Source organism: uncultured Stenotrophomonas sp. (assembly GCF_963519925.1).
GTDB lineage: Bacteria > Pseudomonadota > Gammaproteobacteria > Xanthomonadales > Xanthomonadaceae > Stenotrophomonas > Stenotrophomonas maltophilia_AE.
Map to the genome: position 1 here is coordinate 1 of NZ_CAUQPH010000045.1, position 17,590 is coordinate 17,590.

At 69.1% G+C, this 17,590-nt stretch carries 9 protein-coding genes; 8 read left to right on the forward strand and 1 reads right to left on the reverse strand.

Annotated features, from left to right (window positions below; genetic code table 11):
- The 5 genes from rhlB to ung form a co-directional block, all read left to right on the forward strand.
- Positions 1 to 258 (forward strand): ATP-dependent RNA helicase RhlB (gene rhlB / locus RWO33_RS10265; RefSeq protein WP_314104740.1); only part of this gene is annotated, 258 nt, incomplete at its 5' end.
- A 141-nt stretch (positions 259 to 399) separates the two neighbouring features.
- Entirely contained in the window at positions 400 to 1,086 is a 687-nt protein-coding gene (gene ftsE, locus RWO33_RS10270) for a cell division ATP-binding protein FtsE (protein WP_145478968.1), read from the forward strand.
- Positions 1,083 to 2,033 (forward strand): permease-like cell division protein FtsX, encoded by a 951-nt coding sequence (gene ftsX / locus RWO33_RS10275; RefSeq protein ID WP_314104741.1) that lies wholly within the window; start codon positions 1,083 to 1,085, stop codon positions 2,031 to 2,033. Before ftsE ends, ftsX begins: the two co-directional genes overlap by 4 nt.
- A gap of 12 nt (positions 2,034 to 2,045) precedes the next feature.
- Positions 2,046 to 2,888, forward strand: coding sequence for a response regulator (locus RWO33_RS10280; RefSeq protein ID WP_145478970.1), 843 nt, complete (start codon positions 2,046 to 2,048; stop codon positions 2,886 to 2,888).
- Positions 2,885 to 3,604, forward strand: a complete 720-nt coding sequence (ung, locus tag RWO33_RS10285) for a uracil-DNA glycosylase (protein WP_314104742.1) — start codon at positions 2,885 to 2,887, stop codon at positions 3,602 to 3,604. Before RWO33_RS10280 ends, ung begins: the two co-directional genes overlap by 4 nt.
- 15 nt (positions 3,605 to 3,619) lie before the next feature.
- Here the strand turns inward: ung and RWO33_RS10290 are convergent, their stop codons facing one another.
- On the reverse strand, positions 3,620 to 3,982 hold the full coding sequence (locus RWO33_RS10290; RefSeq protein ID WP_314104743.1) for a helix-turn-helix domain-containing protein: 363 nt from the start codon (positions 3,980 to 3,982) through the stop codon (positions 3,620 to 3,622).
- 492 nt (positions 3,983 to 4,474) lie between these two features.
- Here RWO33_RS10290 and RWO33_RS10295 point away from each other — a divergent pair, with 492 nt between their 5' ends.
- From RWO33_RS10295 to RWO33_RS10305, 3 genes are all read left to right on the forward strand, one after another.
- Complete coding sequence (locus RWO33_RS10295) at positions 4,475 to 6,487, forward strand: hypothetical protein (protein WP_314104744.1); 2,013 nt, start codon at positions 4,475 to 4,477, stop codon at positions 6,485 to 6,487.
- A gap of 97 nt (positions 6,488 to 6,584) precedes the next feature.
- Positions 6,585 to 9,383, forward strand: a complete 2,799-nt coding sequence (locus tag RWO33_RS10300) for an Ig-like domain-containing protein (protein ID WP_314104745.1) — start codon at positions 6,585 to 6,587, stop codon at positions 9,381 to 9,383.
- A 15-nt stretch (positions 9,384 to 9,398) separates the two neighbouring features.
- Positions 9,399 to 17,585: an Ig-like domain-containing protein gene (locus RWO33_RS10305; protein WP_314104746.1), complete on the forward strand. Its 8,187-nt coding sequence runs from the start codon at positions 9,399 to 9,401 to the stop codon at positions 17,583 to 17,585.
- Positions 17,586 to 17,590: the final 5 nt, after the last annotated feature.

Sequence of the window (17,590 nt, forward strand, 5' to 3'; positions counted from 1 at the left end):
GCCCAGGCCGCTCCTGCGTCGCGCCCGCCGCGTGCCGAGGGTGCACCGGAAGGCGAGCGCGCACCGCGCAAGCGTCGTCGTCGTCGCAACGGCCGTCCGGTCGAAGGCGCCACGACCGAAGGCGGCGCCAGCCAGCCGGTGACGCCGGTGCAGGTCACCGCCAAGTCGATGCGCAACACCGCGCCGGCCGCTGACCCGGGTGCAGGCTTCCTGACCCGCATCGGCCGCAAGATCCGCCGGATGCTTTCAGGGGCGTAACGACCAACGGTCGTTACCTACCGCGTAGCGCCCCACCGTTGGTGGGGCGGCATTCCAAAACCGATCAACGGTAGCGCCCGACCGTTGGTCGGGCGACACGCCATCCCCACGCCGCCATCCTCCTCCTGCATAATCGGAGGAATGAGCGTCCTGCGTTTTGACAATGTCAGCAAACAGTATGCGGGCGGCCACCAGGCACTGGTGGACGTCAGCTTCGATGTCGCGCCCGGTGAAATGCTGTTCGTCACCGGGCACTCCGGTGCCGGCAAGAGCACCCTGCTCAAGTTGATCCACCTCGACGAGCGGCCCAGCCGTGGCGCGGTGGTGTTCGACGAGCGCAACCTGCTGAAGGTGCGGGGTGGCGATATTCCGCACCACCGCCGCGCGGTCGGTGCCGTCTACCAGGACCACCGCCTGTTGATGGACCGCAGCATCGCCGAGAACGTGGCCCTGCCGCTGATCCTGCGCGGTACCCGGCGTGGCGACATCGGCAAGCGCGTGCGCTCGGTGCTCGAGCGCATGGGCCTGGGCCACCGCGAGAAGGCGCTGCCGTCGCAGCTGTCGGCCGGTGAGCAGCAGCGCGTCGGCATCGCCCGCGCGATCGTCGGCGAGCCCAAGCTGCTGGTGGCGGACGAACCGACCGGCAACCTCGATCCCACCCTGGCCGCGGAAATCATGGCGCTGTTCGCCGAGCTGCCCGCGCGCGGCACCAGCGTGCTGGTGGTCAGCCATGACCTGGCGCTGCTGCGTGCGATGCGCAAGCGCGTGCTGATCCTCGACCACGGCAAGCTGATCGACGACATCTCGCCGCAGGACCTGGCCGAATGACCACGCCCACCAACAAGGAAGCTGCCGCGCCGTCGCGGCTGGGCGTGTGGTTGCACCACCACGGCCACAGCGTGGTGTTCAGCCTGGGCCGCGCCTGGCGCAAGCCGTGGGCCACCCTGCTGACCGTGATGGTGATGGCGCTGGCGCTGGCGCTGCCGCTGGGCCTGTCGATCGCGCTGGACAACCTCAAGCATTTCGCCGGCAGCGTGCAGCAGTCGCGCGACATCAACCTGTTCCTGAAGACCGACGTCGACGCCGCAGCGGCAAGGCAGGTGGCCGACACGCTGCGTGGCCGCGCCGACGTAGCGAGCGTGACCCTGCGTTCGCCCGATGAGGGCCTGGCCGAACTGCGCGACAGCGCCGGGCTGGGCGAAGCGATCAATGCGCTGCACGACAACCCGCTGCCATCGCTGCTGATCATCACCCCGGCCAATGGCGCCGACGACGGGCGCCTGGCGCAATCGCTGGAAGGCCTGCCACAGGCCGACCTGGTGCAGCACGACGCGCTGTGGCGCAAGCGCCTGGATGCCTGGCTGGGCTTCGGCACGCGCCTGGTGCAGGTCCTGTCGGTGCTGCTGGGCCTTGGCGCGGCGCTGGTGGTAGGCAACACGGTGCGGCTGGACATCCAGGCGCGCCGCGACGAGATCGGCGTGCTGCAGCTGCTGGGGGCCAGCGACGGTTTCATCCGGCGGCCGTTCCTGTACCTGGGCGCGTGGTACGGCCTGGGCGCCGGCGCGCTCGCGCTTGCGCTGGTCGGCATTGCCGGCCTCGCGCTGCGCCCGCCGCTGGCGGCGCTGTCGCAAAGTTATGCCAGCCCGTTCGTCCTGCATGGGCTGGACCTGCTGCATTCCTCGCTCGTGCTGGTCGGCACCGTGGTGCTGGGCTGGCTGGGCGCGTGGCTGGTGACGGGGCATTTCCTGCGCCAGACCCGTCCGACCGAAACCTGAGGTTCCTCCTGCATGCGTCCGCAAGTATTGAAGCACCTGGTCGACGACGCGCCGCGCGTCATGGTGGTCGACGGTTCCAGGCTGGTCCGCAAGCTCATCGCCGACGTGCTGCAGCGCGAGCTGCCGGCCGTGGAGGTGGTGGGCTGCGCCAGCATCGAGGACGCACGCATGGCACTGGAGGCCGGACCGGTCAACCTGGTCACCACCTCGCTGACGCTCAGCGATGGCGACGGCCTGGCGCTGGCGCGGCTGGTGCGCGAAACCGCCGGGCAGGCCTACGTGCCGGTGATCGTGGTTTCCGGCGATGCGCAGCAGCACCTGGAGCAGCGTCGCTTCACCGAGTACGTCACCGACTATTTCGACAAGGCGCTGGGGCATGAGGCGCTGGCGACCTTCATCCGTGGTTACGTGCAGCCGGAAAGCATTCCCGGCGCGACCATCCTGTACGTGGAAGACAGCCGCGTGGTGGCCGAAGCGACCAAGCGCATGCTCGAGCGGCAGAGCCTGAACGTGCTGCACGTGATGACCGCGGAAGAAGCCTTCGCGCTGCTCACCGCCGAATCGCTGGGTCGCAGCAGCCACCGCATCGACCTGGTGCTGACCGACGTGACGCTCAAGGGCGAACTCAGCGGCCTGGACGTGGTCGAGCGGGTACGCGTGGACTTCGGCTACGGCAAGCGTCGCCTGCCGGTGCTGGTGATGACCGGTGACGGCAACCCGCTGAACCAGTCCAGCCTGCTGCAGGCCGGCGCCAACGACCTGGTGCAGAAGCCGATCGAAGAGCGGCTGCTGGTCACCAAGGTGCTGTTCCAGCTGCGCCTGTCGCGTCTGAACGACCGACCCGCGGTGCGATGAACGACGACGCGCACGCGGGCATCCAGCTGGAACCCGGCTGGAAGGCCCGCATCGGCGATTACCTGCTGCGTCCGGAGATGCGGGCGCTGTCGGCCTACCTGCGCGAACGCAAGGCGGCAGGCGCACAGGTGTTCCCGCCCGGGCCGCAGATCTTCGCCGCCTTCGACGCCACCCCGTTCGAGCAGGTCAAGGTGGTCATCCTCGGACAGGACCCGTACCACGGCGCCGGCCAGGCCCATGGCCTGAGCTTTTCAGTGCTGCCGGGGGTGCCGGTGCCGCCGTCGCTGCTGAACATCTACAAGGAGCTGGAAGCCGACCTGGGGCTGCCACGCCCCGACCATGGCTGCCTGCTGCCGTGGGCGCAGCGCGGCGTGCTGCTGCTCAACGCGGTGCTGAGCGTGGAAGAAGGGCAGGCCGGTTCGCACCAGAAGCGCGGCTGGGAAGGATTCACCGACCACGTGGTGGACACCCTGAACCGCGAGCACGAAGGCCTGGTGTTCCTGCTCTGGGGCAGCTACGCGCAGCAGAAGGGCAAGGTGATCGACACCCGGCGCCATCGCGTGCTCAAGGCGCCGCATCCCTCGCCGCTGTCCGCGCACCGCGGATTCCTCGGCTGCGGACACTTCTCCGCAACCAACGACTACCTGCAGCGGCGCGGCCAGGGCGGCATCGACTGGTCGTTGCCGCCGCGCGCGGCCCTGCACATCCCGGGGTAACGACCGACGGGTGCCTCACCCGCCGAGCATCAGGATGATGTCGTGGGCCACCTTGCGCTTGCGCGGCGGCAGGCGCCGTACCAGCGACAGGATGTTGCCCTCCAGGTCGTTCTGCACGTAATCGGCGTTGGGCTGCACGGTGCCGTGCAGCGCGTCCCCATCCGGCTTGGCACACCCCCTCCCGGTCGCCAGCCATTCGAATCGCACGCGGGTAACCACGGCGATTTGTGCCAGATGCGACACGCTTGGGGTAGTGCCCTCCTTACGCTCCCATTGCGCGACCGCACTGCGTTTCACTCCGGTTTCCAGGGCCAATTGCGTCTGAGAAAGCCCCGCCGTGGTCCTTGCTGCTCGAATTCGATCCGACATCGACAGCATTGGAATCTCCCTTGCCTGTCCATTTTCCCGATGGGTAGTTATCGATACTGCCCGGGCAGTGATTCTTTTCCACGGATGTACAGAATCACTACACGTGCCTGCCGCCCAAGGGTTTCCCATCTGCTCCCCCGTGAACGTCAGTGCTGCTAACCGGCGTCTTCACCTCGTCCTGTTTGCGTCTATCCGATTGCCGACGTAATTAAAGCATTAACCGGCCAACGTAGGCCGACAATTCAAAAAACGTCGAAAAAGCAGGTCCCGCATGCTGCTCATGGTTGGTTCGCCGACCGTGCTGGCGCAATGCGGCTCGGCGCAGGGGGACGGAATATGGATAAAGTCTGGGATGTGAATGTCGCGTCAGTGCGATTCAGCTTGGTGAGAATATCCACCCTGTTTGTGATCGTGCTCTCATTATTTGGCGCAGTTTCCAATGTGAAGGCGCAGGACGCCTGCACCGCGAATGGCGCGTGCGTTTCCGCCGGACCGCGGCTGGTGCAGGTGACCAGCGCCGAGAGTCCGGTGCTGAATCTGCTGTTTTCCACGCTGCTTCCGGGCACCAATATCAATCTGACGGCATTGGACTGGAACAGCCTTGCCGGCGCCGATGTAAATCTGAATGCGCTGCTGACCCGACTTAATGGCGGTGTTGTCGTAAGTGACCCGAGCCAGGTGCTGAATGCGAACATCACCCTCGGTCAACTGCAGGCCGCGCTGATTTCGGTGCTGCAGGCGGACGGACAGACCGCTGCGGCCAATGCACTGAACCTGCTCACCCCGGCCATCAGCGGCCTGACCGGCACCATCCGCCTTGCCGACCTGCTCCAGGTGAGCCTGCCGCCCGGTTCGCTCGCCAACGTCAACCTGGACGTGCTCGACCTGATCACCGGCGGCGTGCAGCTGTACAACTTCCGTAACGTGGTCACCACGCCCACCCCGATCACCCTGACCACCGCGCAGCTCGCGCCGCTGGGGCTCGGCGGCCTGGCCAACGTCCGCGTCTGGGCGCAGGTGGTCGAACCGCCCACCTACAACTGCGGCCCGGTCGGTACCGGCTTCCACAGTGCCGCGATCCGACTGAAGTTCGACTTCGATATCGCCCAGGGCCTGACCATCGCGCCGCTGGTGAATGCACTCAATGGGCTGAACATTGCCGGGCTGGTGTCGCTGTCCGGCACCACCATCACCGCTTCACTGCTGCACCTGTCGGTCTATGCCGACATCGCCCGCGCCGAAGGCACCATCAATGCCGTCAACCTGGCGAGCAGTGCGGTGACCCTGCAGGCCCGTCCGGGCCTGGTCAACCTGTACATCGGCACCATCAGCGATGCGGTGTTCTTCAACCGCACCGCAGTGCTGACCCCGGCCAGCGTCACCCCGATCAACGCGACAACGCTCAACGTGACCGTCGCGGTGAGCCTGCTTTCCGCGCTCAAGGTAGCTGACGTCGACGTGCCGCTGACGGTGTCGCTGCGGGCGGTTGCCACGGGGACGCCGTCGACGCAGTCGGTGGTGTTCACCGGACCCTACCCACAGACGCGCACGCTTTCGGCCGGCACCGTCAGTGCCACCGCACTGGTCACCAGCCTGGTCAACAGCCTGGACATCAGCATCACCAGTGGCACGCCGGTGGTGCGGCTGGTCAGCAACCTCGTGCAGCTGCCGCTGCCGGTGAACAGCATCGTCAATGCGGTGGTGCAGACCCTCCTGCCGGTCCTGCGGCCGGTCGTAAACACGGTGGTGGCGCCGGTGCTGAGCGCGGTGCTGGGCGGCGTGGTGGACAACCTGCTGGGCCTGCTCGGCATCCGCATCGGCCAGGCCGTGTTCACCGTGGAAAGCATTTCGCAGAGCTGCGCGGCTACCGTGCAGCTGGTCAAGACGCTGGCGCCGACCACCGACCCGGGGCTGTTCAACCTCAGTGTGGCGCAGGGCGCCACGGTACTGGCCAGCGTGGCCAATGTCGGCAACAACGGTGCCACCACCGCGGTAGTCACCACGCCCGGCACGGTCTACACCCTGGCTGAAACCGCCGGCACCGCCACGGTGCTTGCGCGTTACGCCAGCACCTGGGAGTGCAAGGACCAGGCCGGCACCACGCTGACCAGCGGTACCGGGCAGAACTTCAATTTCACCTCGCCGGCATTGTCGGCGCAGCCACTCAACGTGGTGTGCCGCATCACCAACCGCACGCGCCAGGCCGATCTGTCGATCACCAAGTCCGATGGCAGCAGTTCCTATACCCCCGGCGGAACCGCCAGCTACGTCATCACCGTCAGCAATGCCGGGCCCGATCCGGTCACGGCGGCGCAGGTAACCGACACCTTGCCGGCCGGCGCCACGCTGAGCGCGCCATGGAGCTGCATCGCGTCGGCGGGAAGCGTCTGCAGCGCCGCCAGTGGCGGTGCGGCGGGAACCAATGGGGTGAGCCTGGGTGTGGACCTGATCAACGGCGGGCAGGCAACGATCACCGTGCCGGTGATCTTCAGCGCCGACCCTGCCGCGTACTAGCCGTATCCACCCGGCGCGCCCGGTGGCGCGTCGACAGCAACGTCGCAACACGTGGTGCGCGGCCGAACGCCTGCGCGCTGCTTTCGAGGATTCCTGCATGTCGACCGCCAGCGCCCGACGCTTCCTTTCCCAGCTCGCTGCCCGCTGCCTGCGCGCCCGCGCGCTGCCGCTGGCCGGCATCCTGCTGACGACCCTGGTCGCGAGCGGAGCGCAGGCGCAGGCCTACCGCAACCCGCTGGTGAACACCGCCACCGTCGCCGCACCGGCCGACATTTCCGATCCCACCCCCGGCAACAACACCAGCAGCGACAGCAATACATTGGCCGCCAGCGCGCAGCTGAGCGTGTCCAAGACCATCACCACGCCTACGCCGGTCGCCGCCGGCGGCGCGGTGCAGTACCGCATCGAGCTGCGCAACCTGGGGCCGTCGCAGGCGGTGGGCGCCACCCTGGTCGACAGCGTGCCGGCGCAGCTGACCGCCGTCAGCTGGACCTGCGCGGTGGTCTCGCCCAGCACGCAGTGCGCAGCGGCATCGGGCACCGGCAACGTCAACATCGGCGTCAACGTCGGCGTGGGTGAGGTCCTGGTGGTGCTGGTCAACGGCACCGCGCCGACCACCACCCCGGCCACCATCGCCGCCAACGTGGCCACGATCACGCCGCCGCTGGGCACCACCGACCCGACCCCGGGCGACAACACCGCCACCACCCCCACCATTCCCGTGCAGGCCGCAGCGCTGCTTGCCAACGATGACGACTTCCGCGCCGCGCCGTTGCCGCCCGGTGCCGGCGGCACCACCGCCAGCGTGCTGACCAACGACACCCTCAACGGGGTCGCGGTGGTGGCCGCCAACATGGTCGTGTCGCTCACCAGTGCGCCGTCGGGTTACAGCATTGCCGCCGATGGCACCGTAAACGTGCCGGCCACCGCCGCCGCCGGCCCGGTGACCTTGACCTACCAATTATGCGAACAGGCATCACCGGCCAACTGCGATACCGCCAACGTGCTGCTGGTGGTCGGGCCGAATGCCGTGGACGACAGCTACGCCGTGCAGGCTGGCGCGCAGCTGGTCGCCAACGTGCGCGACAACGACAACTACGTGGTCGACTCCAGCTTCACCCAGACCGGCACCGCGCCCACCCAGGGCACCCTGCAGCTGCTCGGCGATGGCAGCTTCACCTACACCGCCAATGCAGGCGCGACCGGCACCGACACCTTCAGCTACCAGTTGTGCCTGCCCGCGCCCAATGGCGCCTCGTGCGATACCGCCACGGTCACGCTGAACATCAACGCCAGCGTCATCGACGCGGTGGCCGATGACTTCACCGCAACCCCGGTGCCGGCACAGAGCGGCGGCACGCTGGCCACCAGCGTGCTGGCCAACGACACCTTCGACGGCAATCCGGTCGTGGCGGCCAATCTGACCACTACGCTGATCACCGCTCCGGCCGGCTACGTGATGGACGCCGGCGGCTTCATCACCGTGCCTGCAGGCACCGCCGCCGGCGCGGTGACCCTGGCCTACCGCATCTGCCTCACCAGCGCGCCCACGCTCTGCGATACCGCCAACGTGCAGCTGGTGGTCGGGCCCGATGCGGTGGACGATGCCGTGACCACACCCGGTGCAGGGCAACCGGCGCTGGGTAACGTGGGCACCAACGACATTGCCGCGCCCGGTGCAGCGTTCTCGCTGGTCACCCCGGCCACCCAGGGCACTGCGGTCATCGGCGCCGATGGCGCCTTCACCTACACCCCCAACGCGATCGCCGCCGGTACCGACACCTTCAGCTACCAGGTCTGCCTGCCGGCACCGAATGGCACTGTCTGCGATACCGCGACCGTGACCGTCACTCTCGGCGCGAACGCGCTGCTGGCCAACGATGACACCTTCGCCACCGCCATCCCCGGCGCCGGCGGCACCACGCCCAGCGTGCTGGGCAATGACACCCTCAATGGCAGCGCCGTGGTGCCGGGGACGGTGACCGCGACCCTGCTCTCGACCACGCCCGGGTACACCCTGGACCCGACCTCCGGCACCATCGCCGTGGCCGCCAACATTCCGGCCGGCCTGGTCACGCTCAGCTACCGCCTGTGCGAAGTCGCCGTGCCGACCAACTGCGACGACGCCGACGTCCAGCTGCTGGTCTCGCCCACTGCGCTGGCCGACACCTTCAACGTGCAGGCTGGGCAGTCGGTGAACGGCTCGGTTGCGATCAACGACAACGCGCCGGCCGGTTCGCAGTATTTCGCGCTCACCGCGCCGACGCTGGGCAGCATCGACCTTGCCGGCAACGGCGCGCTCACCTACACCGCCAACCCTGGCACGACCGGTACCGACACCTTCGACTACCGCGTCTGCCTGCCGGCGCCGAACGGTGCCACCTGCGCGACGGCCACGGTGAGCGTGATCATCGCGGCCAATACGATCGACGCGGTCGACGATGTGTTCACCGCCACGGTGATTTCGCCGGTTACCGGCGGAAGCACCGCCAGCGTGCTGGGCAACGACACCTTCAATGCCGCCCCGGTCACCGCCGCCCAGGTCACCCTGAGCCTGGTCAACGCGCCGCCACCGGGCTTCACCATCACCAGCGCCGGGGTCATCAACGTGCCCGCCGGCGCCGCCGCCGGTGCAGTCAGCCTCACCTACGAGCTGTGCGAAGCCGGCGCGGGCAGCAACTGCGATACCGCGCAGGTGGCCCTGCTGATCGCCCCCGCGGCTGCCGACGACACCTACACCACGCCGGCCGGGCAACCGCTGGTGGGCGACGTCAGCATCAACGACAACGCACCGGCCGGTGCGGGCTATACGCTGCTCACGCCGCCCGCCGCAGGCACCTTCACCCTGCAGCCCAACGGCAGCTTCACTTACACGCCGGCTGCCGCCGGCCCGTAGACCGCGCAATACCAGGTGTGCCTGCCGGCGCCGGACGCCACCACCTGCGCCACCGGCACGGTGAACATCACCGTGGTCGCCAACACCCTCGACGCGCTGGACGACAACTTCCGCGCACCGGTGTTCGCGCCGGGCGTGGGCGGCACCACGCCCAGCGTGCTGGGCAACGACACCTTCAACGGCGCCGCCGCCAATCCGCTGCAGGTCACGGTGAACCTGGTGGGCGCACCGGCCGGCTTCAGCATCGATGGTGCCGGTGTCATCACCGTGGCCGGGTTCGCCCCGGCCGGCGCCACCACGCTCAGCTATGCCCTGTGCGAACTCGGCTCCACGACCAACTGCGACACGGCCGAGGTACAGGTGCTGATCGCGCCGGATGCGGCCGATGACACGGCCACCGTCACCGGCACCCAGCCGGGCAGCTTCAACCTGGCCGCCAATGACAATGTGCCCGCCGGTGCCACCTTCACGGTGACCCAGCTGCCGACCAAGGGCGTTGCCGTGCTCGCGGCCGATGGCACCCTGCAGTACACCGCCAACGCCGGGCAGAGCGGCGCCGACACGCTCACCTACCAGGTGTGCCTGCCGGCACCGGATGGCGCCACCTGCGATACCGCACAGGTCGCGATCACCATCGCCGCGGGTGCCCTGGTCGCGGTCAACGACGACTACAGCGCCAGCCCGATCCCGCCCACCGGCGGCAGCACGCCCAGCGTGCTGCTCAACGACACCTTCAACGGCGTGGCCATCGTGCCGGGCACCACCCCGGTCACCGCCTCGCTCACCACGCTGGCCTCGGGCTACAGCATGGCCGCCAACGGCGTGATCTCCGTGGCCGCCGGCACGCTGCCGGGTTCCATCGCCCTGAACTACCAGGTCTGCGAAACCGCGCTGCCCAGCAACTGCGCCACGGCCACCGCCGTGGTGGTGATGAGCCCCGACGCGGTCAATGACGTGCTGCCGGCCGCCGCCGGTGCCACCACCGTGCTCAACGTGCTGGCCAACGACGCAGCGCCGCTCACCCCCGTCCTGAGCGTGACCGCAGCGCCGGCAAACGGCAGCGTTGTGGTCAACGCCGATGGCACGCTCAGCTACACGCCCACCGGTGCGTTCGTCGGCGCCGACACCTTCACCTACCAGCTGTGCCTGCCGGCGCCGCATGGCAGCGTGTGCGATACCGCGACGGTGGCGCTCACGGTGACGGCGACCACGGTCACCGCGACAAACGACGACTTCACCGCGTCGCCCATCGCGCCGGGAACCGGCGGCAGTACCGCGAGCGTGCTGCTCAACGACACGTTCAACAACGCACCGATCGTGCCGGGCACCACCCCGGTGACCGCCACGCTGATCAGTCCGGTCACCGGCTACACGATGGCCGCCAACGGCGTGGTCAGCGTGGCGCCAGGCACCACGCCGGCTGCGGTGACCTTGAGCTACCAGGTCTGCGAGACCGCCCTGCCGACCAACTGCGCCGCTGCCACCGCGGTCGTGGCGGTCAGCCCGGCGGCGAACGATGACACCCTGCCGGCCACCGCCGGCACCGCCAACGTGCTCAATGTGCTCGCCAACGACAGCGCACCACTGAACCCCGTGGTCACCATCGTCGGCGCGCCGGCCAACGGCACGGCCGTGGCCAACGGCGACGGCAGCATCACCTACACCCCGACCGGCGCCTACATCGGTGCAGACAGTTTCACCTACCAGGTGTGCCTGCCGGCACCGGGTGCCGGTGTCTGTGACACCGCCACGGTGTCGCTGACCGTCAGCGCCACCACGCTCACCGCGGGCAACGATGACTTCACCGCCACGCCCGTCGCGCCGGCGACCGGCGGCAGCACCCCCAGTGTGCTGCTGAACGACACCTTCAATGGTGTCGCGATCATCCCCGGTACCACGGCGGTGACCGCCTCGCTGTCCTCGCCGGTCACCGGCTACAGCATGGCGGCCAATGGCGTGATCACCGTGGCCGCCGGTACCACGCCGGCAGCGGTGACGCTCAACTACCAGGTCTGCGAGAACGCGGTGCCGACCAACTGCGCCGGTGCCACGGCCGTGGTCGCGGTCAGCCCGGACGCGGTCGACGACGCGCTGCCGGCCACTGCCGGCGCTACCACCGTGCTGAACGTGCTGGCCAACGACACCGCTCCGCTTGCACCGACCGTGACCGTCGCTGCCGCGCCGACCAACGGCACGGCGCTCGTCAACGGCGACGGCACCATCAGCTACACGCCCACGGCCGGCTTTACCGGCGCGGACAGCTTCACCTACCAGGTCTGCCTGCCCGCGCCGGCAGCCGGTGTCTGCGACACCGCCACGGTCGCCGTTACGGTGGGGGTGACCTCGCTCACTGCTGCGGCCGATGACTTCACTGCGACGCCGATCGCGCCTGCAGCCGGTGGCAGCACCGCCAGCGTGCTGCTCAACGACACGTTCAATGGCGTGACGATCGTGCCGGGCACCACCCCGGTGACCGCCACGCTGCTGACCGTGGAAACCGGCTACAGCATGGCCGCCGACGGCGTGATCAGCGTGGCGCCGGGCACCACGCCTGCCGCGGTGACCCTGAACTACCAGGTCTGCGAGACCGCCGTCCCGACCAACTGCGCCGCCGCCGCCGCTGTGGTGGCGGTCAGCCCGGTCGCGGTGGACGACGCCCTGCCGGCCACGGCGGGCACCGCCAACGTGCTCAATGTCGCCACCAACGACACCCTGCCGGCCAACCCGGTGATCACGATCGCGGCTGCTCCCGCCAATGGCGTCGCCGTGGTCAATGGCGACGGCACCATCACCTATACGCCCACGGCCGGCTTCACCGGCGCGGACACGTTCACTTACCAGGTGTGCCTGCCGGCCCCCGGCGCGTCCGTCTGCGATACCGCCTCGGTGGCGGTCACCGTCAGCCTGACCGGCCTCGCCGCGGTCAACGACGACTTCACCACCGCGCCCATTGCACCGGCGTCGGGTGGCAGCACCGCCAGCGTGCTGCTCAACGACACCTTCAACGGCGCGCCGATCGTGCCCGGCACCACCCCGGTGACCGCCACGCTGCTCACCGTCGAGCCCGGTTACAGCATGGCCGGCGACGGTGTCGTCACCGTTGCCGCCGGCACCACGCCCGCTGCGGTGACGCTGAACTACCAGGTGTGCGAGAACGCAGTGCCGACCAACTGCGCCGGCGCCACCGTGGTGGTGGCAGTCAGCCCCGATGCGGTGGCTGATGCGCTGCCGGCCACCACCGGCACCACCACCGTGCTCAACGTCCTGGCCAACGACGCCGCGCCGCTGAACCCGGTGGTCACCCTCCCGGTCCCGCCGACCAACGGCACCGCCGTGGTCAACGCCGACGGCACCATCAGCTACACCCCGAGCGCCGGCTACACCGGCCCGGACAGCTTCACCTACCAGCTGTGCCTGCCCGCACCGGGCGGCAGTGTCTGCGATACCGCTACGGTGACTCTCACCGTGAGCGCCACCACCCTCACCGCGTTGGCCGATGACTTCACCGCGGCACCGATCGCACCGGCGACCGGCGGCAGCACCGCCAGCGTGCTGCTCAACGACACCTTCAATGGTGCGGCCATCGTGCCCGGGACCACGGCGGTGACCGCATCGCTGCTGACCACTGCGCCCGGCTACACCATGGCCGGCAACGGTGTCGTCACCGTTGCGGCCGGTACCACGCCCGCTGCTGTGACGCTGAACTACCAGGTGTGCGAGAACGCGGTGCCGACCAACTGCGCCGGCGCCACCGTGGTGGTGGCGGTCAGCCCCGATGCGGTGGCCGATGCACTGCCGGCCACCGCCGGTACCACCACCGTGCTCAACGTCCTGGCCAACGACGCCGCGCCGCTGAACCCGGTGGTCACCCTCCCGGTCCCGCCGACCAACGGCACCGCCGTGGTCAACGCCGACGGCACCATCAGCTACACCCCGAGCGCCGGCTACACCGGCCCGGACAGCTTCACCTACCAGCTGTGCCTGCCCGCACCGGGCGGCAGTGTCTGCGATACCGCTACGGTGACTCTCACCGTGAGCGCCACCACCCTCACCGCGTTGGCCGATGACTTCACCGCGGCACCGATCGCACCGGCGACCGGCGGCAGCACCGCCAGCGTGCTGCTCAACGACACCTTCAATGGTGCGGCCATCGTGCCCGGGACCACCCCGGTCGCGGCATCGCTGGTGACCCCGGTGACCGGCTACAGCATGGCCGCCGATGGTGTGGTCAGCGTCGCACCCGGAACCACGCCGGCGGCGGTGACGCTCAGCTACCAGGTGTGCGAAGTGGCCGTGCCGACCAACTGCGCGCAGTCCACCGCCGTGGTCGCGGTCAGCCCGGTCGTGGTCGATGACACGCTGACCGCGGCGGCCGGAACCACCACGGTGCTCAACGTGATCGCCAACGACACCCTGCCGGTCAATCCGACCATCAGCGTGCCCGCTGGTCCGGCCAACGGCAGCGTCACCGTCAACGGCGACGGCACCATCAGCTACACGCCCAACGCCGGCTATACCGGCGCCGACAGCTTCACCTACCAGGCCTGCCTGCCCGCGCCGGGTGCCGCTGTGTGCGACACCGCAACGGTCTCGATCACCGTCGCCGTCACCACGGTCACTGCCGTGGCCGATGACTTCAGCAGCGCCCCGATCGCACCGGCCGCCGGTGGCAGCACGCCCAGCGTGTTGCTCAACGACAGCTTCAATGGTGCTGCCATCGTGCCCGGCACCACCCCGGTGACGGCCTCGCTGTCGAGCCCGGTGCCGGGCTACAGCATGGCCGCCGACGGCGTGGTGACGGTCGCCGCGGGCACCACGCCGCAGGCGGTCAGCCTGGCGTACCAAGTCTGCGAGACCGCCGTGCCGACCAACTGTGCGCAGTCCACCGCGCTGGTGGCGGTCAGCCCGGCTGCTGCGGACGACACGCTGTCGGCCGCGGCAGGCGCCACCACGGTGCTTGCGGTGACCGCCAACGACACGCTGCCGCTCAACCCGACGATCACCGTCCCGGTGCCGCCGACCAATGGCACCGCCGTGGTCAATCCGGATGGCAGCATCAGCTACACGCCGACGGTCGGCTTCACCGGTGCGGACAGCTTCACCTACCAAGTGTGCCTGCCCGCACCGAACGGCAGCGTGTGCGATACGGCAGCGGTGAGCCTCACGGTGACGGCCAGCGCGCTGGTCGCACAGCCCGATGACTTCAGCGGCGCGCCGGTTGCGCCGACCGGCGGCACCACCGCCAGCGTGCTGCTCAACGACACCTTCAACGGTGCCGCGATCATTCCGGGCACCACGCCGGTGACCGCGTCGCTGGTCGGCAGCGTGCCGGGCTATAGCATGGCCGCCAACGGCGTGGTCACCGTGGCGCCGGGCACGCTGCCGGCAGCGACCACGCTCACCTACCAGGTGTGCGAGAACGCACAGCCGGCCAACTGCGCCCAGGCCACCGCACTGGTCGCGGTGCGCCCGGATGCCGCCGACGACGCGCTGCCCGCCGGAACCGGCACCACCGTGCTGGCCGTGGGTGCCAACGACACCCTGCCGGTCGGCGCGGTGTTCACCGTGCCGGTGCCGCCGTCCAACGGCACCGCCGTGGTCAATGGCGACAACACCATCAGCTACACGCCGAACGCCGGTTTCACCGGCACCGACAGCTTCACCTACCAGGTGTGCCTGCCCGCGCCGAACCTCAACGTGTGCGACACCGCCACGGTCAGCGTGACGGTCACCGCCGCGCTGCTGGACGCGGTGGACGACAGCGCCAGCAATGTGCCGGCGACCGGTGCGCTCGGCGTGCTGAACGTGTTCGCCAACGACACCTTCAACGGCGCCGCGCTCGACCCGGCCACGGTGGTGCTGACCCCGAACAACACCACCGCGCTGACCATCCAGCCCAACGGCAGCCTGGACGTGGCGGCCGGTACCCCGGGTGTCACCTACACCACCACCTACCGGCTCTGCCTGGTGGCACAGCCGACGGTGTGCGACATCGGCACGGTGTCGGTCACCCTGGCCACCACGCCGGGCCTGCTCGACGCGGTGGACGATACCGTGGCGAACGTGCCGGCCACCGGTGCCAACGGGGTGGCCAACGTGCTGGCCAACGACACCTACAACAGTGCCGCACTGGATCCGGCGACCGTGGTGCTGACCCCGGTCAACACCGCCGCGATCACCATCCAGCCCAACGGCACTGTCAACGTCGCGGCGGGCACGCCCGGCGCCACCTACACCACCACCTACCAGATCTGCCTGGTGACGCAGCCGGCGGTGTGCGACATCGGCACGGTCTCGGTCACGCTGGCCAGTGCGGGCGTCCTGGTGGCCAACGACGACAGCGTGCCCGGCGTGCCGCCGGGCGGCGCCACCGGGGTGACCAACGTGCTGACCAACGACACGTTGAACGGCACACCCGTAGACCCGACCACGGTGGTGCTGACGCCGACCAATACCCCCGTGCTGACCATCCAGCCTGACGGCAGCGTCGACGTCACTGCCGGCACGCCGGGGACGACCTACACCACCACCTACCAGATCTGCCTGGTGGCGCAGCCCACGGTATGCGCGGTCGGAACGCTTTCGGTCACCCTGGCGGCGGCGCCGAACAGCGTACCGGTGGCCAACAACGACCAGGCCAGCACGCCGCAGGACACCGCGGTCGACGTACCGGTGCTGGCCAACGACCTGGCCAATGGCGTCCCGCTCGACCCGGGCACGGTGGCGGTGACCATCACCACCGCGCCGACCATGGGCACGGCGGTGGTACTGCCGGACGGCAGCGTGCGCTACACGCCGATGAGCAACTTCAGCGGCACCGACAGCTTCGGCTACACCGTATGCAACCAGGCCACGCCGACGGTCTGCAGCAGTGCCACGGTCACCGTGCAGACCCAGCTCAACGACGTGGACGTGGTGGACGAGAACATCACCGTGCTCAGCGGCACCACCACCACCGTACCGCTGCTGGACAACCTCACCACCAGCGGCGCGCGCATCAATCCGGCGTCGATGCGACTGGGCCGGGTGGCAGCCAACGGCCGTGCAACCTGCGGCAACGGCGAATGCGTCTACACGGCCTTCGTCGGCTACAGCGGCCTGGACAACTTCAGCTACAACATCTGCGATGCCTCGATGCCGACCCCGGTGTGCGTGGAAGGCTGGGTCAACGTGGTGGTCACCGCCGATGCGGTGGTGCTGCGCCTGACCAAGCAGGCCACCCAGCGCAGCGTGAAGGTGGGCGACGTGGTGCGCTACGTGGTCACCGTGGAGAACATGGGCGACTTCGACGCACTGGGCGTCACCCTGTTCGACACCCTGCCCAGCGGCTTCACCTTCATTCCGGGCGGGTTCGAAGCGCAGGACATCGACAATTCTGCACGCGCCAGCGGCGTGGCACCGCTGCGCATCGACGGCCTGGACATCCGCGCCGGTGGATCGGCCACGCTGGTGTACTACCTGCGGGTGGGGGCGGGTGTGGGGCTGGGCGTCCACACCAACCGCATTACCGCCAATGACGTGCTGGGTACCACCATCAGCAATGTGGCCTCGGCCGACGTTGAGGTGGTGGGCGATCCGCTGCTGGACGAAAGCCTGGTGATCGGCAGCGTATTCAATGATCGCAACGGCAACGGCGTGCAGGACGCAGGCGAACGTGGCATCCCCGGTGTCCGCGTGGCATCGGTGGAAGGCCTGGTGATCGAAACCGATGCGTACGGCCGCTACCACCTGGTCGGCATCAACGGCGGCCAGGCGCGCGGACGCAACTTCATCCTCAAGGTCGATCCGACCACGTTGCCGGCCGACGCGCGCTTCACCACCCGCAACCCGCTGCTGCGCCGGATCACCCCGGGGCTGCCGGTGCGCTTCGACTTCGGCGTGGCATTGCCCGAAGGCAGGTTCAACGCCGGGCCACCGCAGTCGGTGCTGGAGGTCGGGGAAGGGCTGTTCGTTCCCGGCCAGGCCACGCTGGGCGCCGCTGCCGAGACGGTACTGGCGCATGCAGCACGCACGCTGGAGGCGCAGGGCGGGGGACAGGTCGACGTCGCGGTTGGCCAGGCCTCGCCTGCACTGGCCGGGCAGCGCGCCGACGCACTGCGCAAGGCCCTGCTGCCACGCCTGTCCGATGAAACCGCCGCGCGTGTGCAGGTCCAGGTGCAGCCCGCTGCACCGGCCCGCCCCGCCGACCGTGCGGACCGCTGAGGAGA